General features: G+C 65.0%; 17 protein-coding genes. 9 read left to right on the forward strand and 8 right to left on the reverse strand.

Annotated features, from left to right (window positions below; all coding sequences use genetic code 11):
* Window positions 1-458 precede the first annotated feature (458 nt).
* Both rocD and CV770_RS27380 read right to left on the reverse strand, forming a co-directional pair.
* Window positions 459-1,673 carry an ornithine--oxo-acid transaminase gene (gene rocD / locus CV770_RS27375; protein WP_104464580.1) on the reverse strand — a complete coding sequence of 405 codons (1,215 nt, stop codon included), beginning with the start codon at window positions 1,671-1,673 and terminating at the stop codon, window positions 459-461.
* 193 nt (window positions 1,674-1,866) lie between these two features.
* The gene (locus tag CV770_RS27380) at window positions 1,867-3,087 is read right to left on the reverse strand and encodes a cytochrome P450 (protein WP_104464581.1); all 1,221 of its coding nucleotides are present in this window, start codon (window positions 3,085-3,087) and stop codon (window positions 1,867-1,869) included.
* Window positions 3,088-3,192: 105 nt separating this feature from the next.
* On the opposite strand from CV770_RS27380, the gene CV770_RS27385 reads away from it, so the two are divergent.
* From CV770_RS27385 to cnbZ, 9 genes are all read left to right on the forward strand, one after another.
* On the forward strand, window positions 3,193-3,735 hold the full coding sequence (locus CV770_RS27385) for a phosphonopyruvate decarboxylase (RefSeq protein ID WP_201760065.1): 543 nt from the start codon (window positions 3,193-3,195) through the stop codon (window positions 3,733-3,735).
* Window positions 3,732-4,322 carry a thiamine pyrophosphate-dependent enzyme gene (locus CV770_RS27390; protein ID WP_104464583.1) on the forward strand — a complete coding sequence of 197 codons (591 nt, stop codon included), beginning with the start codon at window positions 3,732-3,734 and terminating at the stop codon, window positions 4,320-4,322. The genes CV770_RS27385 and CV770_RS27390 overlap by 4 nt, the downstream gene beginning before the upstream one ends.
* A gap of 160 nt (window positions 4,323-4,482) precedes the next feature.
* Window positions 4,483-5,169: a TetR/AcrR family transcriptional regulator gene (locus CV770_RS27395; protein ID WP_201760066.1), complete on the forward strand. Its 687-nt coding sequence runs from the start codon at window positions 4,483-4,485 to the stop codon at window positions 5,167-5,169.
* Between the two features lies 1 nt (window position 5,170).
* A complete protein-coding gene (locus CV770_RS27400) occupies window positions 5,171-6,364 on the forward strand; it encodes an efflux RND transporter periplasmic adaptor subunit (protein WP_165637128.1) in 1,194 nt (397 codons plus the stop codon).
* A 71-nt stretch (window positions 6,365-6,435) separates the two neighbouring features.
* Window positions 6,436-9,531, forward strand: coding sequence for a MexW/MexI family multidrug efflux RND transporter permease subunit (locus CV770_RS27405; protein WP_104464585.1), 3,096 nt, complete (start codon window positions 6,436-6,438; stop codon window positions 9,529-9,531).
* Window positions 9,532-9,687: 156 nt separating this feature from the next.
* On the forward strand, window positions 9,688-12,270 hold the full coding sequence (locus CV770_RS27410) for a sensor histidine kinase (protein ID WP_104464586.1): 2,583 nt from the start codon (window positions 9,688-9,690) through the stop codon (window positions 12,268-12,270).
* Window positions 12,267-12,656 carry a response regulator gene (locus CV770_RS27415; RefSeq protein ID WP_104464587.1) on the forward strand — a complete coding sequence of 130 codons (390 nt, stop codon included), beginning with the start codon at window positions 12,267-12,269 and terminating at the stop codon, window positions 12,654-12,656. The genes CV770_RS27410 and CV770_RS27415 overlap by 4 nt, the downstream gene beginning before the upstream one ends.
* A complete protein-coding gene (locus CV770_RS27420; protein WP_104464588.1) occupies window positions 12,653-13,903 on the forward strand; it encodes an adenylate/guanylate cyclase domain-containing protein in 1,251 nt (416 codons plus the stop codon). The genes CV770_RS27415 and CV770_RS27420 overlap by 4 nt, the downstream gene beginning before the upstream one ends.
* Window positions 13,904-13,912: 9 nt before the next feature.
* Window positions 13,913-14,659, forward strand: coding sequence for a 2-amino-5-chloromuconate deaminase CnbZ (cnbZ, locus tag CV770_RS27425; RefSeq protein WP_104464589.1), 747 nt, complete (start codon window positions 13,913-13,915; stop codon window positions 14,657-14,659).
* Between the two features lie 93 nt (window positions 14,660-14,752).
* On the opposite strand, the gene CV770_RS27430 is transcribed toward cnbZ, so the two are convergent.
* From CV770_RS27430 to CV770_RS27455, 6 genes are all read right to left on the reverse strand, one after another.
* Complete coding sequence (locus tag CV770_RS27430) at window positions 14,753-15,637, reverse strand: ABC transporter permease (RefSeq protein WP_104464590.1); 885 nt, start codon at window positions 15,635-15,637, stop codon at window positions 14,753-14,755.
* Between the two features lie 3 nt (window positions 15,638-15,640).
* On the reverse strand, window positions 15,641-16,582 hold the full coding sequence (locus CV770_RS27435; RefSeq protein WP_091953670.1) for an ABC transporter permease: 942 nt from the start codon (window positions 16,580-16,582) through the stop codon (window positions 15,641-15,643).
* Between the two features lie 10 nt (window positions 16,583-16,592).
* Entirely contained in the window at window positions 16,593-18,101 is a 1,509-nt protein-coding gene (locus tag CV770_RS27440) for an ABC transporter substrate-binding protein (RefSeq protein ID WP_091953667.1), read from the reverse strand.
* A 22-nt stretch (window positions 18,102-18,123) separates the two neighbouring features.
* Window positions 18,124-19,233: an ABC transporter ATP-binding protein gene (locus tag CV770_RS27445; protein WP_104464591.1), complete on the reverse strand. Its 1,110-nt coding sequence runs from the start codon at window positions 19,231-19,233 to the stop codon at window positions 18,124-18,126.
* A gap of 175 nt (window positions 19,234-19,408) precedes the next feature.
* Window positions 19,409-20,398, reverse strand: coding sequence for an ABC transporter ATP-binding protein (locus CV770_RS27450; protein WP_104464592.1), 990 nt, complete (start codon window positions 20,396-20,398; stop codon window positions 19,409-19,411).
* Window positions 20,395-21,105, reverse strand: coding sequence for a DUF1028 domain-containing protein (locus tag CV770_RS27455; RefSeq protein WP_104464593.1), 711 nt, complete (start codon window positions 21,103-21,105; stop codon window positions 20,395-20,397). The genes CV770_RS27450 and CV770_RS27455 overlap by 4 nt, the downstream gene beginning before the upstream one ends.
* Window positions 21,106-21,109 lie beyond the last annotated feature (4 nt).

Consider the following 21,109-nt stretch of genomic DNA (forward strand, 5'->3'; position numbering starts at 1 on the left):
CGCGGCGCCGCCACGTGCGGGGCTGCTCGCGGCGGTGGTGCTGCAAAGCGGGGGGCCGGACGCGGCGGCGGTGCGGCGATGTGGGGCGCCGGGCGGTGCGGCGCCATGGCCGGTCGCTGCGGCATGGCCGGTGGATGGAACGCCGGGGCGGCGGGACGTGCCATGGCCGGCGGCGCCGCCGGACGGGCCATGGCCGGTGGTGCTGCTGGCCGTGCTGCCGGCGCTGCGGCTGGACCGGCAGGTCCGCCCCTTCCATGTCCCTGGCCGGGTCCTTGGGCGAACGCGCCGACGCTCGTCGCCAGCATCGAGACACCAACTAAAGCAGCCGTAAGGCAAGCGCCATGCGGAAGCATGATTGTCGCTCCCAGCTCGTAATCGCCCACGACGTTCAACGCGCAGCTGGCGGAATCGTTCGTTGCTGGCCGCGGCCGGCATTGCGATCTTCCGACGCAGGCCGCTCAGGAGAAATCCTGCGTCAGGGCGGTGGCGAGCCGCTCCAGCGCCCAGTCGACCTGGTCGCTTGTGATCACCAGCGGCGGAGCGATGCGGATCGTTTGCTCGTGGGTATCCTTGGCGAGGATGCCCATGCCCTGAAGCGCCTCGCAGTAGCGGCGGGCGCGGCCAGCCTCGGGATGCAGCTCGACCGCCAGCATCAAGCCGCGTCCGCGCACCTCGCGGATCGTGTTGGCACGAATGTCTTTCAAGCCTTCCAGAAAGCGCGCGCCCTGCCTGGCCGCGTTCTCGATCATGCCTTCCTCGGTCAGCACGCGCAGCGCCGCGCGCGCCACCGCGCAAGCAAGCGGATTGCCGCCGAACGTCGAACCGTGCTGGCCGGGCCTCAATGTCCCGAGCACGTCGTTGTTCGAGAGCACGGCCGACACCGGATAGAAGCCGCCGGACAAGGCCTTGCCGAGCAGCGTCACATCCGCCTCGATTCCCTCGTGCTGTTCAGCGAGAAGCTTGCCGGTGCGGCCGAGCCCGGTCTGGATCTCATCGAGCACCAGCATCAAATTGTTGGTGGTGCAGAGCTCCCGCACCTCAGTGAAATAGCCGGCTGGAGGAAGGATGACACCGGCTTCGCCCTGGATCGGCTCGACCAGAAAGGCGACCGTGTATGGGGTGATTGCCTCCGCCAGTGCCGCGGCGTCGCCGAACGGGATGATCTTGAAGCCCGGCGCGAACGGCCCGAAATGTGTGCGTGTGTCGGGGTCGGTTGAAAAGCCGACGATGCCCAGCGTGCGTCCGTGGAAATTATTGGCACAGACGATGATCTCGGCCTGGCCGTCCGGAACGCCCTTCACCTCGTAGCCCCATTTGCGCACCGACTTGATCGCGCTTTCGACCGCCTCGGCGCCGCTATTCATCGGCAGCACCTTGTGGGACCCGGTCAGTGCCGCGATCTCTTCGTAGAAGGGGGCGAGCTGGTCGTTGTGGAAAGCGCGCGAGGTGAGCGTCAGCCTGTGCGCCTGTTCCACCATCGCCGCCAGGATCTTGGGGTGGCAGTGGCCCTGGCTGACCGCCGAATAGGCCGAGAGGCAATCGAGATAGCGGTTGCCCTCGGTATCCCAGACCCAGACACCTTCGCCGCGCGACAGGACGACCCCGATCGGCTCGTAGTTATGGGCCCCAAAGCGTGCTTCCGTTGCGACGAAATCAATGACCGACGAGCTCATCTGTCGTCACTCCATTGCTGCGCGCGGCGGTGCCAACCGACTGCACCGCCGGCCTCAGCTTGATCTGGGTATCAACTTGCCACCTTGGAAGTCTTCATGCGTCCGATGGTGTAGCCCGATCTGATTTGCCAAAAGTATCAGAGGGTTCTCTACTGTGCATGGGGTTGTTTTCGCAGTTTTTGGTGTCGCGCCCTCAGCGAAGCGCACACGGCACGCTCAAGAAGCCCCGAAACCGCACCCGTCCGCCCCGCACCGGCTGGCCGCTCACGGCATAGTTCGGGAAGCGCGCCAGGAAGCGCGAGATCGCAATCGCGCCTTCGAGCCGCGCCAGCGCCATGCCCGCGCATTGATGCGCGCCGGTGGCGAAGGCGAGATGCCGGTTCGGCGTGCGCGCGATGTCGAAGCTTTCGGGGTCCGGAAACTGCGCGGGATCGCGGTTCGCCGCCCCGATGCACAGGGTCACCGACGTGCCGGCATCGAGCATGACGCCGCCGAGCTCGACCTTCTCCGTGGTCATGCGGTTGCCGAGCTGGTTGGAGCTCTCGTAGCGCAGCATCTCTTCGACGGCGGTCTTGATCATGTCGGGATTGCCGATCAGCCGCTGCTTCTGGTCGCGATTGCGGTCGAGCGCGACGAGGCCGTTGCCGATCAGATTGGTGGTGGTCTCGTGGCCGGCATTGAGCAGGAAGATGCAATTGTGGAGCAGTTCCTTCTCGGTCAGCCGCTCGCCATTCTCCTCACCCTGGATCAGGCGCGTCAGCACATCGCGCTCGGGATTGCCCGGCTTGTCGCGCCGGCGTGCCACCAGCGTCTGGAGATAGCTGAGAAAATCCGTCACCGCCTTGTTGCCGCGCGCGGCGACCTCGGGCGACACCACAGGTTCGAGCGCACCAAGGATCGCCAGCGACCAGTCGCGCAGCGGCCCGCGTTCCTCATGAGGCACGTCGAGCAGATTGCCGATCACCTCGATCGGGATGGATGCGGCGAAATCCTCGATCAGCTCGCAAGCCCCTTTGGCCGTGACGGCGTCGAGCAAGCCGTCCACCAGCTTGACGATGTCAGACTCCATGCCGGCGATCGCCCGCGGCGACAGCGCGCCCATGATCAGGCGGCGCACGCGGGTATGCGCCGGCGGATCGTTGAAGACGAGGCTGGTGGTGTGATGCTCGTAGAGCGGGGTGTCGCCGTATTTCGGCGCGAACTCGCGCTTCTTGTCCGAGCTGAACGACTTGGTGTTCTTGTAGGTGGTGACGAGATCGTCATAGCGGGTCAGGAACACGGTGCCGTTCGGCAGGCGCTTGACCGGCCCGTTCTCCCGCAGTGCACGATAGGTCGGGTAGGGGTCGTCGTAAAACTCCGGCGTCAGCTTCTCGAGGTCGAAGCTTGCCGCCAGCGCCTTCGCATCTGCGTTCATCCCGTTATACTCGCCGGTTAAAGCCGTTATGCCGTTTTTGTTGTTCTGGTCGGCGCATGCATGCGTCTACAGTCTTCCCACCTTGCTAGCCGACCGGACAGGAAAATGCACGCACGCGCTGACGCTGCCGACACGGCGCCGAATTGGCCCGACGATATTTTCGCGACCCTGCAACGCTTCGACATCAGGCAGGTGCCTTACGTGCCGGATGCCGGCCATTCGAGGCTGATCCAGCGCGTCCTGGCCTCCTCTACCATGCGCGGCATTCCGCTCACGACGGAGGAGGAGGGCGTGGCGCTTCTTGCCGGCGCCTGGGCCGGCGGACAGCGCGGCGTCTTGCTGATGCAGTCGAGCGGCGTCGGCAATTGCATCAACATGCTGTCGCTGATCCCGATCCTGCGCTTCCCGTTCCTGACGCTGGTGACCATGCGCGGCGAGTGGGGCGAGTTCAATCCTTGGCAGGTGCCGATGGGATCGACCACGCAGGGCGTGTTCGAACTGTCGGGTGTCCAGGTGCTGCGGGCCTCGAACTCAGCCGAGGTGCCGGCCGTGCTCGAAGCCGCTGCGTCGCAAGCCTACAACGCGCTGACGCCCACCGCCGTCCTTCTGTCGCAGCGCCTGATCGGCGCCAAGGTTTTCACCAAATGAGCAAGGCCAATCTCCTCGACCGCCGGCAGGTGGTGTCCACGTTGCTTACGAACCGCAAGGACGTCGTCGCGATCGGCGGCCTCGGGGCCTCGACCAACGACATGTGCGCGGCCGGCGACCACGCCCGCAATTTCTACCTTTGGGGTGGCATGGGCGGCGCCGCGATGATCGGGCTCGGCCTCGCCCTGGCGCAGCCAAAACTGCCGGTGCTGGTCATCACCGGCGACGGCGAGATGCTGATGGGCATGGGCAGCCTTGCCACGATCGGCCTGCAAAAACCGTCCAACCTCTCGATCGCGGTGCTCGACAACGAGGCCTATGGCGAAACGGGCGGCCAGACCAGCCACACCTCGGCCGCCGCGGACCTCGTCGGCGTCGCCAGGGCCTGCGGCATCGGGGATAGCCGGGCGGTCACGACCATGGCCGAGGTCGAGGCCTTCGCCAAAGCCGTCCACGACGTCTCTGCGGGGCCACGCTTTGCCAATATGAAGATCGACAGCGCCAGCCTGGAGCGGATTCTGCCAATTCGGGACGGGACTTACATCGTCAACCGGATCCGCGGCGACCTCGGCTTCCAGCCGATCTAGGGCGGGCCTGTCCATTCCCACCGGCGCCCAGGTCCTGCACGGAAGCCGTGCAGGCGGGGCCAATTTCCACTGAATTAACGACGCACTCAGGTTGCGATGCAACATAGTGCTTGACTTTTGCGTGGGTGAGTGCTTACTCACTAGCATGAGCTCATTGCGTATGACGAGCGACCTGAGGCGTCAATTGATCCTCGGAGCTGCGAAACGCTGCTTTGCCCGACATGGCTATACCGGCACCACGACCAAGAGCGTGGCTGCCGCTGCTGCCATTTCCGAGGCGTTGCTGTTCAAGCATTTCCCGTCCAAGGCGGCCCTCTACGCCGAAATCCTCAGCGACGAATGCGAGGCGGACCCGGCGCTCACCGAGCTTCTCGAGCGGGAGCCTTCGACCGCGACGCTGGTCGAGGTGATCCGCGGCATGGTCGAGCATTTCCTGCACATCGCAGATGGTCCCGATCAGGAAGAGGCCCAGCGCCTGCGGCTGATGGCCACCAGCCATTTGGATGATGGCGAATTCGCCCGTTTGCTGTATGCCAAGATCGAGACGCTGATCGGGGCGATCTTCGTCTCCTCGCTCGATCGTGCCGTTGCCGCCGGGGACGCGCGGCTATGCAGCGGCGATCCGCTCAATCTGTTCTGGTTTGCGCATCACTCGGTGATGACTGCGGCGCTGACCAGGCTGCCGGCCACGCCTTGCCTCGCTTACGGCAAGGCTGAAGACCTCGAGCGGCAGCTGTGTGAGTTTCTCCTGAGGGGTATCGGACTTAACGACGCCGCAATTGCTTCGCATCTGGGCCACAATCAGGCCGCGGATGCCGGCAAGGCGGCGATTGCAGAAAGTGCATGACATGAACATCGTAACCGAACACAAGATTTCGGGCGAACCGATCGACAACAAGGCTCCCAAGCGTCCGGTCCGGCCGGTGCTCTGGTTCATCATCGTCGGCACGCTCCTGGCGGTGCTGGTCGGCGGCCTCGTCTGGTTCAATTATTTCCGCGGCCAGATGATCAAGCAGTTCTTCGCCAACAACAAGCCGCCGCCGACCGCGGTCAGCGCGGCAGAGGCCAAGTCCGAGGTGGTGCCGAACTTGCTCACCGCGGTCGGCGGCCTCGTCGCCGTGCACCAGGTCGACGTCAGCGCCGACGTCAACGGCCGCGTCACCGAGATCAAGTTCGCGCCGGGCACGCGGGTCGAAGCCGGCACGCCGCTGGTCCAGCTGTTCGACGCGCCGGAGCAGGGCGATCTTGCCAATTACAAGGCCCAGGCGACCGTGGCACAGCTGTCACTCGATCGCGCCAAGCAGCTGGCCTCGCGCCAGTTCGGTCCGCAGGCGACCGTCGATAACGCGCAGGCCGCCTACGACCAGGCGCAGGCCGGCATCGCCAAGACCGAGGCGCTGATCTCGCAGAAGCTGGTGCGCGCACCGTTCTCCGGCGATCTCGGCGTCCGCAAGGTCGAGGTTGGTCAGTATCTGACTGCGGGTACGGCGATCGTGTCGTTGACCGATCTGTCGGAGCTGTGGGCCAACTTCACCGTGACGGAAAAGGATTCCGGCAACCTCAAGGTCGGCCAGACGGTCAAGTTGAAGGTCGATGCCTATCCGGGCCGCATCTTCGAAGGCAAGATCACCACGATCGAACCGCAAATCTCGACCGACACCCGCAATATCCGCGTGCAGGCGACGATCGCCAATCCGGAGAAGATCCTGAAGCCCGGCATGTTCGTGACCACCACGGTGGTGCTGCCGGACAAGCCGGCCGTGATCACCGTTCCAGAGACGGCGGTCGACTACACACTGTACGGCGACTCGGTGTTCGTGATCACGGAGAAGAAGGAAGCCGACGGCAAGACCAGCCTGTCCGCGGTGCGCACCTTCGTGCAGACCGGCAACCGGGTCGAAGGTCGCGTCGAAATCATCAAGGGCGTGAAGGCGGGCGACAAGGTCGTCGCCGTTGGCCAGCTCAAGCTGCAATCGGGCGCGGCGGTGTCGATTTCGACCGACCCGGCTCCGCAGATCCCGGCGCAGCCGCCGCGCTACTGATCCATTGACACTCAAGTGATCCGGCTCGGCCGGATCACTTTTCTTGAGACATATAAATCGAGATCGCCGCGATGCGCTTTACCGACATTTTCATCAAACGCCCGGTCCTGTCGGTCGTCGTCAGCCTGTTGATCCTGCTGATCGGCCTGCGCGCGGCGATGGTGCTGCCGATCCGGCAATATCCCAAGCTGTCGAACACGGTCATCAACATCACGACCGTCTATCCCGGCGCGTCCGCAGACCTGATCCAGGGCTTCATCACGACGCCGATCGAGCAGGCGGTCGCGTCCGCCGAGGGCGTCGACTACATCACCTCGTCCTCGGTGCTCGGCACCTCGACGATCCAGGTCTACATCAAGCTGAACTTCGATCCGAACCAGGCTCTCACCGAGGTGCTGGCGAAGACGAATTCGGTCAAATACCTGATCCCGAAGGAATCCAACGACCCGATCGTCACCAAGACCACGGGCCAGACCACGGCCGTGATGTATCTCGGCTTCTCGTCCGAGGAGCTCTCGGGCTCGGCGATCTCGGATTATCTGACGCGCGTGGTGCAGCCGGTGCTGTCGACCGTCGACGGCGTGGCTTCCGCCGACATTCTCGGCGGCCAGACCTTCGCGATGCGGCTGTGGCTCGATCCCGAGAAGATGGCCGGCCGCAACGTGTCGCCGGCTGACGTCGCTGCGGCGATCACCGCCAACAACTTCCAGTCCGCGGCGGGCCAGACCAAGGGCTATCTCATCGTCTCGAACGTCTCGACGAACACGGGCCTGACCGACGTCAACCAGTTCAAGAAGATGATCGTCAAGGCCAAGGACGGCGGCTTCGTGCGGATGGAGGACATCGGCACCGTCGAGCTTGCCGCCCAAAGCACGGACGCGAGCGTCGCCTTCAACGGCGAGCACGCGATCTTCATCGGTGTGCAGGCAACCCCACAGGGCAACCCGCTGACACTGGTCAAGGGCGTGCGCGCGCTGTTCCCCGAGCTCGAGCGCAATCTGCCGCCGTCGATGAAGATGAAGGTCGCCTACGACTCGACCAAGTTCATCCAATCCTCGATCGATGAGGTGGAGAAGACGCTCGGCGAAGCCGTGATCATCGTGATCGTGGTGATCTTCCTGTTCCTGGCGTCGCTGCGGTCGGTCATCATTCCCGTCGTCACCATCCCGCTGTCGATGATCGGCGTCTGCACCCTGATGCTGGCGCTGGGATTCAGCTTCAACCTTTTGACCCTGCTTGCGATGGTGCTCGCGATCGGCCTCGTGGTCGACGACGCCATCGTCGTGGTGGAAAACATCCATCGCCATCTGGAGGAGGGCAAGACGCCGGTCCAGGCGTCGCTGCAAGGCGCGCGTGAAATCGTCGGCCCGGTCATCTCGATGACCATCACGCTCGCCGCGGTGTACGCGCCGATCGGCTTCCTTGGCGGCCTCACCGGTTCGCTGTTCCGCGAATTCGCATTCACGCTGGCGGGCTCGGTGATCGTGTCGGGCGTGATCGCGCTGACATTGTCGCCGATGATGTGCTCGGTGCTGCTGAAGAACACCGAAGAGGGCCGCTTCGCCAAGGCCGTCAACAAGGTGTTCGGTGCGCTGACACGCTGGTATGGCCGCAGGCTCGACCGCTCGCTTGACTACAAGGCGATCACGGGGCTGTTCGCGGTGACGATCCTCGGACTCGTCGGCTTCCTCTACATGCACACGTCGAAGGAGCTGGCGCCTGAGGAAGACCAGGGCATCGTGTTCGCGGTGACCAAGGCGCCGAAATACGCCAACATCGACTATGTCGATTTCTACGGCGACAAGCTCGACCACGAATTTTCGAAATTCCCCGAGACCGATCTGCGTTTCGTGCTGAACGGCATCAACGGCCCGCAGGGCGGCATCGCCGGCATGCTGCTCAAGCCCTGGGAGGAGCGCAAGCGCTCGTCGATCCAGTTGAAGCCGCTGGTGCAGGCCGAGCTCTCCAAGATCGAGGGCGTGCAGGCCTTCGCGTTCAACCTGCCGCCGCTGCCGGGCGGGCCGGGCGGTCTTCCGGTGCAGATGGTGATCAATTCCACCGCCGGGTTCCAGACCGTCTATGAGCAGATGGAGAAGCTGAAGGACGCTGCGCGCAAGAGCGGCATGTTCATCGTCTCCGACAGCGATCTTGCCTACAACCAGCCGAACGTGAAGGTGACGATCGACCGCACCAAGGCACAGGATCTCGGCGTCAACATGCAGAACCTCGGCGCCACGCTCGCGGTCCTGCTGGGTGGCAACTACGTCAATCGCTTCAATCTGGAGGGCCGGTCGTACCAGGTGATCCCGCAGGTTCCGCGCGCCAAGCGGCTCTCGCCGGAATCGCTCGGTGGCTTCTATGTGACGACCAACACCGGCCAACAGCTTCCGCTGTCGACGGTGGTGTCGATCGAGACCAAGACCGATCCGAACTCGCTGACGCACTACAATCAGCTCAATTCGGCGACGTTCTCGGCCGTGCCGATGCCCGGCGTGACCGTCGGGGCGGCGGTCGACTTCCTCGAAAGCGAGGCCAAGAAGCTGCCGCAAGGCTTCAGCCACGACTATCTCGCGGACTCCAGGCAGTACGTGCAGGAAGGCAATCAGCTCGCGATCACCTTCGGCTTCGCGCTGATCATCATCTTCCTGGTGCTGGCCGCGCAGTTCGAGAGCTTGCGTGACCCGTTGGTGATCATGATCTCGGTGCCGATGGCGATCGTCGGTGCGCTGATCCCGCTGTTCTTCGGCATGGCGACCATGAACATCTATACCCAGGTCGGTCTGCTCACCCTGGTCGGCCTGATCACCAAGCACGGCATCCTGATGGTGGAGTTCGCCAACGAGCTCCAGGTCAACGAGCGGCTCGACCGCCGCTCCGCCATCGAAATGTCGGCCCGCATCCGCCTGCGGCCGATCCTGATGACGACGGCCGCGATGGTAACCGGACTGATTCCGCTCCTGACCGCGACCGGCGCGGGGGCAGCCAGCCGCTTCTCGATCGGCCTGGTCGTCGTCGCCGGCATGTCGATCGGCACGCTGTTCACGCTGTTCGTGCTGCCCGCGGTCTACGTGGTGCTGGCGACCGACCATCGCGCGGCCGCCGATTCCGAGCGGAACAAGCAGGTCAACGAGCTCGACCTCGGCTCCAAGGCGCTGCGGCCGACCTGACGCCGTTAACTAGCAAGCGAACCAGAGGGCGGCAGCGGTCAATCCGCTGCCGCCTTTTTCGTTGTGCCCGGGGGCGCTGGCGCGGGGTCCAATGGACAGGGCCTTGCCCCGTGCTAGCGAAAGACAAGGTGCCGGCTTCTTGCTAGATTTGGGGGCATGAGCCTCTCCCTCCATCCCGACGCCCCGCAAGCCAGGACGCTGCCGAGCGCGGCTCCGGCTGACGCTGCCTCCGGCGCGGCCGCGGGGCGGGGGATCAGGACCCGGCTGTTCACCAAATATGTCGCGCTGTTCGTGGCTGTCGTCGCCATCGCGCTGCTGGCCAACGGCCTTTTCGAGGTCTTCTTCTATTATCGCGAGCACAAGGCTTCGTTGATCCGGGTCCAGCATGAGCAGGCCGAGGCGGCCGCGGCCAAGATCGGCCAGTTCATCAAGGAGATCGAGAGCCAGCTCGGATGGACGACGCAACTGTCGTGGTCGGCGGGCTCGATCGAGCAGCGCCGGTTCGACGCGCTGCGGCTGCTGCGCCAGGTGCCCGGGATTACCGAGCTTGCCCAGGTGGACTCGACCGGCAAGGAACGGTTGCGGGTCTCGCGGCTGGCGATGGACGCGATCGAGAGCGGGATCGACCTATCCAATGATCCGAAGTTCACCGAGGCGGTCGCGCACAAGGTCTATTACGGCCCGGTCTATTTCCGCCGGGAGTCCGAGCCCTACATGACGCTGGCGCTGGCCGGCGCGCGCAGGGATGCCGGCGTCAGCATTGCCGAGGTCAATCTCAAGCTGATCTGGGACGTGGTCTCGCAGATCAAGGTCGGCCAGCACGGGCATGCCTATGTGGTCGGCCCGGAAGGGCGCCTGATCGCGCATCCCGATATCAGTCTCGTACTGCGCAACACCGACATGTCTGGCCTCGCGCAGGTGCGCGCCGCGCAGGCCGCCGGCGGCACCATGCCGAACGCGCTCGAGGAAGCGCGCAACATCCAGGGCCAGAAGGTCTTGACCGCATCGGCGCCGATCGAGCCGCTGCACTGGACCATGTTCGTCGAGCTGCCGGTCGAGGAGGCCTATGCCTCGCTCTACGCCTCGCTGCAGCGGCTTGCGATCGTGCTGCTCGCGGCGTCGATCTTCGCGGTGCTTGCGGGGATATTTTTGGCTCGCCGCATGGTCGGGCCGATCCAGGCGCTGCGCAGCGGCGCCGAACGGATCGGCGGTGGCGACTTCTCCCAGCGCATCTCGATCCGGACGGGCGACGAGCTCGAAGGGCTCGCCGACCAGTTCAACGACATGGGCGCGCGCTTGCAGGAATCCTATGCCAACCTCGAAAACAAGGTCGAGCAGCGCACTGCGGAATTGAGCGAGTCCCTGCAGCAGCAGACGGCGACCGCCGACGTGCTGAAGGTCATCAGCCGCTCGGCGTTCGATCTGCAAACCGTGCTGAATACGCTCGTCGGATCGGCCGCCCGCTTGTGTGACGCCGACGAGGGAACGATCTTTCGACCGCGCGATGGCGTTTTCTATTTGGCGGCAAGCTTCGGCCTCGATGCGGAGCAGGAAGGCAAGCTTCGGACCTTTGCTTCTTTACCAGAACGGGGAAGCGTGGTCGGGCGCACGCTGCTCGAGGCCAAGACGGTGCACGTCCCCGATGTGCAGGCCGATCCGGACTTTGCACCCTCATCCGCGCGAAGGCGGTCCAATGTGCGTACGATGCTCGGTGTCCCCCTGCTTCGAGAAGGATCGCCAATCGGCGTGTTCGTCTTGACGCGACATATGGTGCGTCCCTTCAGCGAGAAGCAAATCGAACTCGCCACGACCTTTGCAGACCAAGCCCTTATCGCGATCGAAAATGTTCGATTGTTCGAGGAGGTTCAGGAACGCACGACAGAGTTGTCGCGATCCCTCGACGACCTGCGCGCCGCCCAGGATCGTCTGATCCAGACCGAGAAGCTTGCCTCGCTCGGTCAGCTCACCGCCGGCATCGCGCACGAGATCAAGAATCCGCTCAACTTCGTCAACAATTTCTCCGCGGTCTCCACCGAGCTGATCGACGAGCTCAAGGAGGCCTTGCAATCGGCTGCGCTCGACGACAAGTCCAGGGAGGAGGTCGACGAGCTGACCGGCATGCTCAGGAGCAATCTCGAGAAGGTGGTGCAGCACGGCAAGCGAGCCGATTCCATCGTCAGGAACATGCTGCTGCATTCGCGCGAGGGCTCCGGCGAGCATCGGGCGGTCGACATCAATGCGGTCGTGGAGGAGAGCCTCAATCTCGCCTATCACGGTGCGCGCGCAGAACGTCCCTCCTTCAACGTCACGCTCCAGCGCACGTTCGATCCCGCTGCCGGCATGGTCGACATCTATCCGCAGGAGATCACGCGCGTCTTGCTCAACCTGATCTCGAACGGCTTCTATGCCACCGCCAAACGCAAGGAGAGCGGGGGTGAGGCCTTCGAGCCGACCTTGAGCGCGGCAACCAAGGATCTCGGCGGCAGGGTCGAGATCCGGATCCGTGACAATGGCACGGGAATTCCGCCCGAGGTGAAGGAGAAGATGTTCAATCCCTTCTTCACCACCAAGCCCGTAGGCGAGGGCACCGGGCTCGGCCTGTCCATGAGCCACGATATCGTCGTGAAGCAGCACGGCGGCACCATCGACGTGAACACCACACAAGGTGTATTCACCGAGTTCATCATCACCCTGCCGCGCACGATGGCGGCGGACGGCACTTCCGGAGGCAAGTCGTGAACGTTTACATCCTGGTCGTCGACGACGAGCCCGACGTCGAGGCGCTGTTCCGGCAGCAATTCCGGCGCGAGCTGCGCGCCGGCCGCTTCCAGATGGAGTTCGCCTCCTCCGCGCCCGATGCGCTCAAGCGGGCCGCCGAGGTTCGCGATCCCTCGTTGATCCTGATCCTGTCCGACATCAACATGCCCGGCATGAGCGGGCTGGACATGCTGCCGAAGGTGCGTGCCGCGCATCCGGACGTTCCCGTCATCATGATCACGGCCTATGGCGACGCCGATACGCGGCGGAAGGCGATCGAGCGCGGCGCCGTTGGGCTCCTCACCAAGCCGATCGACTTCGCGCTGCTGCGGCAGGAGATCGACACGAGGCTCGAGCAAGCCGCATGAGCGCGACCATCCTCTTCGTCGACGACGAGCCGGATCTCGAAGCGCTGGTCCTGCAAAAATTTCGCAGGCAGATCCGCGACGGACAGGTCGCCATCATATTCGCTCGCGACGGTCTCGAGGCGCTGGCCTCGCTCGAGCAGAATCCGCAGGTCGACATGGTGGTCTCCGATATCAACATGCCCAGGATGGACGGGCTATCGCTGCTCGCGAAACTCCAGGAGGCCGAGGACAAGAAGTCGACCATCATCGTCTCGGCCTATGGCGACATGAGCAATATCCGCACCGCCATGAACCGCGGCGCGTTCGACTTCCTGACCAAGCCGATCGACTTCGCCGATCTGGAGGCCACGATCGAGAAGACCATCCGCCATATCGAGATGCTGCGCGAGGTGCGGCGGCGCCAGATGGAAGCCGAGCGCGCCCATGCCGCGCTATCGCGCCATTTCTCGCCCGAGCTTGCCAAGCGTTTGGCCGCCAGCGGCGACGGCGAGGGCATCGAAGTACAGTGGCGCGATGTCGCCACCATCTTCACCGATATTACCGGCTTCACCTCGTTGGTCGAGAGCGCGCCACCCGAGACGTTGGGTAAGTTGCTCAACGAGTATGTCGGCGGCATGACCGAAATCGTCTTCGTGCATGAGGGCACGGTCGCGAAGATCATCGGCGACGCGATCCAGGTGCTCTTCAACGCGCCCGGCGATCAGCCGGATTATGCCACGCGTGCGGTCGCCTGCGCCCATGAGCTCGACGCCTGGGCGCAGGACTTTCGCGCGCGCCAGAGCGCCATGGGCGTGACCTTCGGTGCCACCCGCATCGGCATTCACGCCGGTCCCGCGCTGGTCGGCAATTTCGGTGGCAATCGCTTCTTCGACTACACCGCCTATGGGGACTCCATCAACATTGCGGCGCGGCTGGAGGCCGCCAACAAGCATCTGGGCACCCGCATTTGCGTCAGCGCCAGCGTCGCCGAGGCGGCCGAGAATTTTCAAGGCCGCCCCGTGGGTGAACTGATGCTGCGCGGGCGCAGCGAGCCGTTGCGCGCCTTCGAGCCGCTGCCACCGGGCAAGTTCGAAGCGCCGGAAACGGCGCTGTATTCGGAGGCGTTCGCCAAGATGGAGGCCGGCGATGCCGCAGCCATGCCGGCCTTTGCCGCGCTGGTCGGCATGCACGCCGACGATTCTCTGGCCGGCTTTCACCTGAAGCGCCTGCTCAACGGCGCCAAGGGCATTCGCATGCAACTGGAATAGGGGTTCGACATGATGCGTGACTTCTCCGCCGGCAATTATCGTTTCATTCCGTCCGTGTTCCAGTATTCGGCGGGCGCGGCCGCGGACGACGGCTACGAAATCGAACGCGTCCGCTTCGACCGTGTCGTCCCGCTCGCGGAAGGGTTCGCACTGGCTGCAAAGTTCATTCAGGAGGCAGGGCGTCCGCTGACGGCGTTCTGCGCCTGCGAGCTGCGTTCACCGGCGGCCTTCAGCGAGGAAGGCTTTCGCGCCTTCAACCTGCACTATGTGAAGACGCTGTCCGAATGGGGCATCTTCGACGGCACCACCAATCCGGTGGCGCGCAGCAATGTCTGTCCCGAGATCGATCCGCCGTCCGAGCCGTCGTTCTATGCGTTCTTGTTCACGCGTCCGACCCGCTCGAAAGCGCCGTCCTTCGTGATATCAGGCGGTGCCGAGGCGCGCGAGGGCAGCGGCACCTATGTCGAGCGCACCGTGCGCTACCGCGACCTCAGCCCGGAGGGGCTGCGGGAGAAGGTGCGCTTCACGACGACGTCGCAGATGGAAAGCCGGATGGCAGCCTTCGGCTTCGGCTGGAGCGACACCACCGCGGTGCAGGCCTACTCCGTGCACGACTTCCACCACGCACTCGTCGACGAACTGGTTCGCCGCGGCGCGTTGCGCTCCGGTCTGACCTGGCATTTCGCCCGCCCGCCCGTGGTCGATCTCGAATACGAGATGGATTGCCGTCGGGTATTGCGGGAAGTGGTGATTTGATGTGTCGACGGCGCTCTCTCGGTTCCTTCTCCCTTGTGGGGGAGGGAACGCACCTCCGCTGGAGGTGCTAGCTGAGTTTCCTCTGATCAGACCTCAGCGCTGCCGCGGATCGAGCGCGTCGCGCAGGCCGTCGCCGAGCAGGTTCAGCGACAGCACCACGAGGAAGATCGCAAGGCCCGGCCAGATCGCCATCCACGGCGCCTGGGTCAGGAAGCGTTGCGCGGCATTGAGCATGCTGCCCCAGGACGGCGCCGGCGGCTGCTGGCCGAGGCCGAGGAACGACAGCGCGGCTTCGGCGATGATGGCGGCGGCAATCGACAGTGTCGCCTGCACCAGCAGCGCGGGCAGGATGTTCGGCAGGATATGCGACAGCGCGATCCGCCATGGTGGATTGCCGAGCGCGCGCGCGGCCTCGACATAGTCCTCGGCCTTGACGACGAGCACCTGGCCGCGCGTCAGGCGGATGAAGATCGGTGTTGCGGAGATGCCGATCGCAATCATGGCATTGCCGAGGCTCGGCCCGAGGAACGCCGCCAGCGCGATCGCCAGGATCAGGAACGGGCAGGCCAGCATCGCATCCGTGATCCGGCTGATCAGTGCATCGACGAAGCCGCCGCGATAGCCGGCGAGCAGGCCGAGCGGCACGCCGATGCCGAGCGCGATCGCAACCGAGATGAGGCCCGCGAGCAGCGAAGCCCGCGCGCCGTAGACGATCCGGCTGAAGATGTCGCGGCCGAGCTCATCGGTGCCGAACCAGTGCGCCGCGGTGGGCGGCTTGCGCACCAGGCTCCAGCTCGTCGCGATGGGATCATAGGGCACGATCAGCGGGGCCAGCATTGCGAGCACGATGAACATCGTGAGCACGACGAGCCCGAATATCGCCGCCTTGCGCTTGAACAGCCGCCGGCGCGCGCGGCGGGCCGGGCTATCCAGCTCGTCGGCTTGCGTGAGAGGGCCCGGCAGCGCGGCGTCGGTCATGCTCTAACCCCGCAGCCGCGGATTGACGAGGATATAGGCGATGTCGGCAACGAGATTCAGCGTGATATAGATCGTGGCCGTCACCAGCACGACGCCTTGCACCACGGCGTAGTCGCGGTTGAAGACGGCATCCACGATCAGCTTGCCGAAGCCGGGGATGGAGAAGATCTGCTCGGTCAGGACTGCACCTGACAATAGCGTGCCGAGCTCGAGTGCGCCGAGCGTGATGACAGGCGTCAGCGCATTGCGCATGGCGTGCTTCAGGATCACCGAGCGCTCCAACAGTCCCTTGGCCCTGGCGGTGCGGACGTAGTCGCTCTCCAGCACCTGCAGCATGGCGCTGCGGGTATGCCGCATCAGGACCGCGGCAATGGCATTGCCGAGCACGAAAGCCGGCATGATGGTGGCCGCCAGGCTCGCGCGCCAGTTCTCGGTGAGCGGCACGTAGCCGGACGCCGGCAGCCAGCCGAGCTCGATCGAGAACAGGAAGATCAGCATGATCCCGAGCCAGAAGTTCGGCGTCGAGATGCCCCACAGCGCAAACAGGTTCGCGCCGTAGTCCCAGGCCGAGCCCTTCTTCACGGCGGCGACGATGCCGGCGGGGATGCCGATCAGGAACGCGATCACGATCGCCATGCCGCCGAGCTGCAGCGTCACCGGCAGCTTCTGAGCGATCAGCTCGCGCACCGGCATCTTGTTGCGCAGCGACTCGCCGAAATCGCCTGAGAGCACGCCCTTGATCCAGTAGGCGTACTGCACCGGGACCGGCTGATCGAGCCGGTACTGATGACGGATCTGTTCGATCACGGCCGGGTCGCGCTCTTCGCCCGCCATCACCAGCGCGGGATCGCCCGGCAGCAATTGCTGCAGCGAGAAGATCAGCACCGAGACGAAGAACAGCGTCGGCACGATCTGCGTAAGGCGGCGGGCGAGGAAGTTCAGCATTCTGGCGGCGTCACTTCAGCTTGAGCCCGATCACGCGCACGAGGCCGTCGGGCATCTGCTTGTAGCCTTCGAGCTTGGTCGTGTGCGCGATGATGATGCGGCGGTGGTAGAGGTACAGCAGCGGCTCCTCGTCCTGGACCAGCTTGGCCAAGGCCTCATAGCTGGCCTTGCGCTTGGTGGGATCGGTGACCGATCGCGCGTCCTCCAGCGCCTTGTCGGCCTGCGGGTTGTTCCACGCGCCGTAATTCTGCGGCGCACCGCTGTGCAGGAATACAAAGGTGTTGCCGTCGGGATCGACGCGCCCGCTCCAGGCAAGCATATAGGCCTGGTAATCGCCGGCCTCGGCCTGCTTCAGTCCGGTCGCGAATTCGGTGACACGGATCTTCATGTCGAACCCGGCCTCGGCCGCCATCGACTGGATTACCTGGGCCGGCGTCTCGGTCTCCGCGCCCTTGGGCACAAGGAAATCGACGCTGACCGGCGGCGTTACGCCGGCCTCCTTCAGCAGTGCCTTGGCCTTCTCGACGTTGCGGGGACGGACCGGAAGGGATTTTTGATAGTATGGATGATCAGGATTGACCCATTGATTGCCGACCTGAAACTCGCCGTTGAACACGACCTGGTTGATGGCGTCGCGGTCGATCGCAAGGTCGAGCGCCTGCCGCACCTTGGCGGACTGGCTGAGCGGCCCCTTGGCCTTGTCCTTGCCGATATTGAGCGTGACGCCCTGATAGCCGAGCTCGATGGCGGTCGCGACCTTCAGCCGTGAATCCGCGCGCACCTCCTTCAGATCGGTGGCGAGCACGCGCTCGATCAGATCGAGGCCGCCGGATTTCAAGTTCGCAAGCCGCACGGTGGCATCGACGATCGGCTGGAACACGATCTTGTCGATAAAGACATTGTCCTTGTTCCAATAGTCCGCAAACTTTTCGAACACGATGCGGTCCTGCTGCACGCGCTCGACGAATTTATACGGGCCGGCGCAGACCGGGCGCAGGCCGAACTTGTCGCCGGCTTCTTTCGCCGCCTTCGGCGACACCATCATCCCGGCGCGGTCGGTGAGCTGAGCGAGCAGCGGCGAGAACGGCGACTTCAGCACCAGCTTGACCGTGAGGGGATCGACGATGTCGATGTGATCGACCGAGGCAAGCTCGGGCTTGCGGAAGGATCCGGGGAACGTCAGATGCCGTTCCAGCGAGAACTTTGCGGCTTCGGCGTCGAATGGCTCGCCGTCGTGGAATTTCACGCCGGGCCGGAGCTTGATGACCAGCGCCTTGCCGTCGTCGGCGGTTTCGCTCGACAGCGCGAGCTGAGGCACGATGTTGAGCTTCTCGTCGATGTCGAACAGCTTGTCGCAGAAGGCGGAGAATACGATGCGGCCGACATAGGTGCGCGCCATCGTGGGATCGAGGATATCAGGATCCTCGGCGAGGCCGATGCGCAGCGTGGTCTGGGCCTGCGCGGCTCCAAGCGACAGCAGGACAGCGGCGGCCGTTGCGGCCAGGCGAAACATCTTCATCGGACAATCCCCATTGCTTCGGCTATGTCGTTGTGGGCGCGGTGCCTTGTATACCAACCCCGGCGGTGGCAGCGCCTTCCGTCTTTTGGCTGAAGGCGGCGACCAATTTTGCAAGCGCCGGCGAAAACCCGCCGGCTGCCGGCAATAAGGCGTCGGCAGACGGCAGCTCCGCCGTGCGGTGACAGGCGGTGGCGTGGCCCGAGCCGTCGGCCAAGAGCGCCGGCGCCTCGTTGCGGCAGCGCTCGATCACGAACGGGCAGCGGGTGTGGAAGCGGCAGCCGGCGGGCGGATTGAGCGCGCTCGGAATCTCGCCCTCCAGCAGGACCGTCGCGCGCTTCGCCTTCGGTTGTGGCAGCGGAATCGCAGACAACAGCGCGCGGCTATAGGGATGGCGGGGCGAGGCGAACAGCGCGTCCGCCTCCGCCGTCTCGACGACCTGGCCGAGATTCATCACCGCGACGTGGTCGGCGATGTGCTTGACCACGGCGAGGTCGTGCGAGACGAAAATATAGGCGAGGCCGAGCCGGTCCTGGAGCTCGCGCAGCAGGTTGAGGATCTGCGAGCGGATCGAGACGTCCAGCGCCGAGACCGGCTCGTCGCAGATGATCAGCTTCGGCTCAACCGCGAGGGCGCGAGCAATGGCGATGCGCTGGCGCTGGCCGCCGGAGAATTCGTGCGGATAGCGACGCGCAAGGCGCGGCTCCAGCCCGACCAGCCGCAGCAGCTCCGCGACGCGCGCGCGCCGCTCTGCCGGCGGCACGAGATCGTGCAGTGCCAGCGGTTCGGTCAGGATCTGGCCGACCGTCATGCGCGGGTTGAGTGAGGCGTAGGGGTCCTGGAAGATGATCTGGGCCTCGCGGCGGAAGGCGCGGAGCGTATTGGGATCAAGCGAGAGGAGATCGCGCCCGTCGAACCGGATCGTGCCCGCATCCGGCTCGATCAACCGCAGCACCAGGCGGCTGACGGTGGATTTGCCGCAACCGGATTCGCCGACCAGGGCCAGCGTCTTGCCGGCCTCGAGCGAGAAGCTGACGCCATCGACCGCCTTGACGTGCGCCAGTGGCCGGCCGAACAGCGAACGCTCGGCGACGAAATGCTTAACCAGGCCATCGACCTCGAGAAGAGCGGTCATCGTCTTTGCCCCTTACAAAGCCCGATCTCGTGTCCCGGGCGCGGCGCAACATGAAATGTTGCGACGCTGAACCGGGACCCAGCCTGTCGCCGCATGGGCCCCGGTTCAGCGGCGCACCACTGCGCTTCGCTTGTGCTGCGCCGCGCCCGGGGCACGAGAGGAGAGAGCAGGGCCATCACGACACCAGGCGTTCGAGCGGCGCGCGGATGCAGCGCGAGAGGTGGCCGGGGCTGACTTCGATCAGCGGCGGCGGCGCCGTGGTGCAGGCGTCCAGCACGAACGGGCAGCGCGCGGCGAAGCGGCAGCCTGCCGGCGGCTGCGCCATGTTCGGCACCATACCCTCGATCGTCGCAAGCTGTTCGGCCCGGTGGTCGAGCCGCGGGATCGAGCCGAGCAGGCCGACGGTGTAAGGGTGCTGCGGCGCCGAGAACAATTCGTCCACCGGCGCGCGCTCGACGATCTCGCCGGCATACATCACCGCGACCTCGTCGCAGACCTCGGCGACCACGCCGAGGTCGTGGGTGATCAGGATGATGGCGGCGCCGCTTGCCGCTTTCAACTCCCGCATCAGCTCCAGGATTTGCGCCTGCAAGGTGACGTCGAGCGCGGTCGTCGGCTCGTCCGCGATCAGCAGGCGCGGATCGCAGGCCAGCGCCATCGCGATCATCACGCGCTGGCGCATGCCGCCGGAGAGCTTGTGCGGATATTCATCGATTCGCCGCTCAGGCGAGGGGATGTGGACGCGGCGCAGCAGCTCGATCGCCCGCTCGCGCGCGCTTTTCCGCGAGCCGCCGCGGTGGCGCAAAATGGTCTCGATGATCTGGTCGCCGATGGTGAAGCTCGGGTTGAGCGAGGTCATCGGCTCCTGAAAGATCATCGCGAGCCGGTTGCCGCGCAGATTGCGCAGGGTCTGGTCCGGCGTCTGCAGGAGGTCGAGGCCGTCGAAGCGGATCGCGCCCGATATCTCCGCACTTTGCTTCGGCAACAGGCCCATGATCGCCAGCGACGTCACGCTCTTGCCGCAGCCGGATTCCCCGACGAGGCCGAGCGTCGCGCCGTTGGCGACACTGAGGTCGACACTGTCGACCGCATGGGTGACACGGCCGTCGTCGCCGTGAAAGCAGATGCGCAGATCCTTGATCTCGATGAGAGGAGCCGCGCTCATGATTGCCTTGCACGCGCGGCGGCGATGCTGGCGTCGATGACGCTGCGGTCGGTGTTGCCGGCCGGGTTCCGTCGCGTCGGCATGGAATCGCGAAAATGCACCCAGAGCTCGTGGCTGACCTGCTCGAGCCGTTCGAGCTCGCCGAGCGGATCGGGATGGTCGTCGGCGCGAATGTCCAGTGCCGGCCATTCCTCCTCGCCATGGATCAACAGCGCGGCGGACTGCTTGCCGCGCTTGTCGCCGCCGGCGGCTTCCCCGGCGCGCATCGCGGCGAGCAGACGGCGCGGGAAAGGCAGGCTGTCGTTGGCGATATAGGTCTTTGCGGTCTCGTCGAGCACGTCGGCGCCCGTCAGCATGTTGCCGGCGATGGAGAACCCGCTGCCTGCGATGGGCCCGCACCAGTCGACGCAGTCGCGCCCGGTATGGGCGGCGATCTCGCCGCTCGCATCCATGATGTGGATCTGACGGCTCTCGCGGCCATCGTCGGTCGCGAGCAACGCGGCCAGCACGTCGTGCGCATTGAGGCCTTCCTGCAGCAGCCTGACCCCGTCGATGCCGTAATAGGGATTGACGAAGGCCTGCGTCGCGATGGCGCCGACGCCGGCGGCAATATACGGCACGCGTGCGCCGACGGCGAAGAAGCGTGTCGCAACAGCGATGCCGAACTGGCCGGTGGCAGGGTCTCGCGCGATGATCGACCAGGTCATGTTC

This window comes from Bradyrhizobium sp. AC87j1 (assembly GCF_002936975.1).
Taxonomy (GTDB): Bacteria; Pseudomonadota; Alphaproteobacteria; order Rhizobiales; family Xanthobacteraceae; genus Bradyrhizobium; species Bradyrhizobium shewense.

Excerpts from the sequence above, each read along its gene's own strand:
- rocD (WP_104464580.1), bottom strand. The coding sequence starts at position 1,673 with ATGAGCTCGTCGGTCATTGATTTCGTCGCAACGGAAGCACGCTTTGGG.
- CV770_RS27380 (WP_104464581.1), bottom strand. The coding sequence starts at position 3,087 with ATGAACGCAGATGCGAAGGCGCTGGCGGCAAGCTTCGACCTCGAGAAG.
- CV770_RS27385 (WP_201760065.1), top strand. The coding sequence starts at position 3,193 with ATGCACGCACGCGCTGACGCTGCCGACACGGCGCCGAATTGGCCCGAC.
- CV770_RS27390 (WP_104464583.1), top strand. The coding sequence starts at position 3,732 with ATGAGCAAGGCCAATCTCCTCGACCGCCGGCAGGTGGTGTCCACGTTG.
- CV770_RS27395 (WP_201760066.1), top strand. The coding sequence starts at position 4,483 with ATGACGAGCGACCTGAGGCGTCAATTGATCCTCGGAGCTGCGAAACGC.
- CV770_RS27400 (WP_165637128.1), top strand. The coding sequence starts at position 5,171 with ATGAACATCGTAACCGAACACAAGATTTCGGGCGAACCGATCGACAAC.
- CV770_RS27405 (WP_104464585.1), top strand. The coding sequence starts at position 6,436 with ATGCGCTTTACCGACATTTTCATCAAACGCCCGGTCCTGTCGGTCGTC.
- CV770_RS27410 (WP_104464586.1), top strand. The coding sequence starts at position 9,688 with ATGAGCCTCTCCCTCCATCCCGACGCCCCGCAAGCCAGGACGCTGCCG.
- CV770_RS27420 (WP_104464588.1), top strand. The coding sequence starts at position 12,653 with ATGAGCGCGACCATCCTCTTCGTCGACGACGAGCCGGATCTCGAAGCG.
- cnbZ (WP_104464589.1), top strand. The coding sequence starts at position 13,913 with ATGATGCGTGACTTCTCCGCCGGCAATTATCGTTTCATTCCGTCCGTG.
- CV770_RS27430 (WP_104464590.1), bottom strand. The coding sequence starts at position 15,637 with ATGACCGACGCCGCGCTGCCGGGCCCTCTCACGCAAGCCGACGAGCTG.
- CV770_RS27435 (WP_091953670.1), bottom strand. The coding sequence starts at position 16,582 with ATGCTGAACTTCCTCGCCCGCCGCCTTACGCAGATCGTGCCGACGCTG.
- CV770_RS27440 (WP_091953667.1), bottom strand. The coding sequence starts at position 18,101 with ATGAAGATGTTTCGCCTGGCCGCAACGGCCGCCGCTGTCCTGCTGTCG.
- CV770_RS27445 (WP_104464591.1), bottom strand. The coding sequence starts at position 19,233 with ATGACCGCTCTTCTCGAGGTCGATGGCCTGGTTAAGCATTTCGTCGCC.
- CV770_RS27450 (WP_104464592.1), bottom strand. The coding sequence starts at position 20,398 with ATGAGCGCGGCTCCTCTCATCGAGATCAAGGATCTGCGCATCTGCTTT.
- CV770_RS27455 (WP_104464593.1), bottom strand. The coding sequence starts at position 21,105 with ATGACCTGGTCGATCATCGCGCGAGACCCTGCCACCGGCCAGTTCGGC.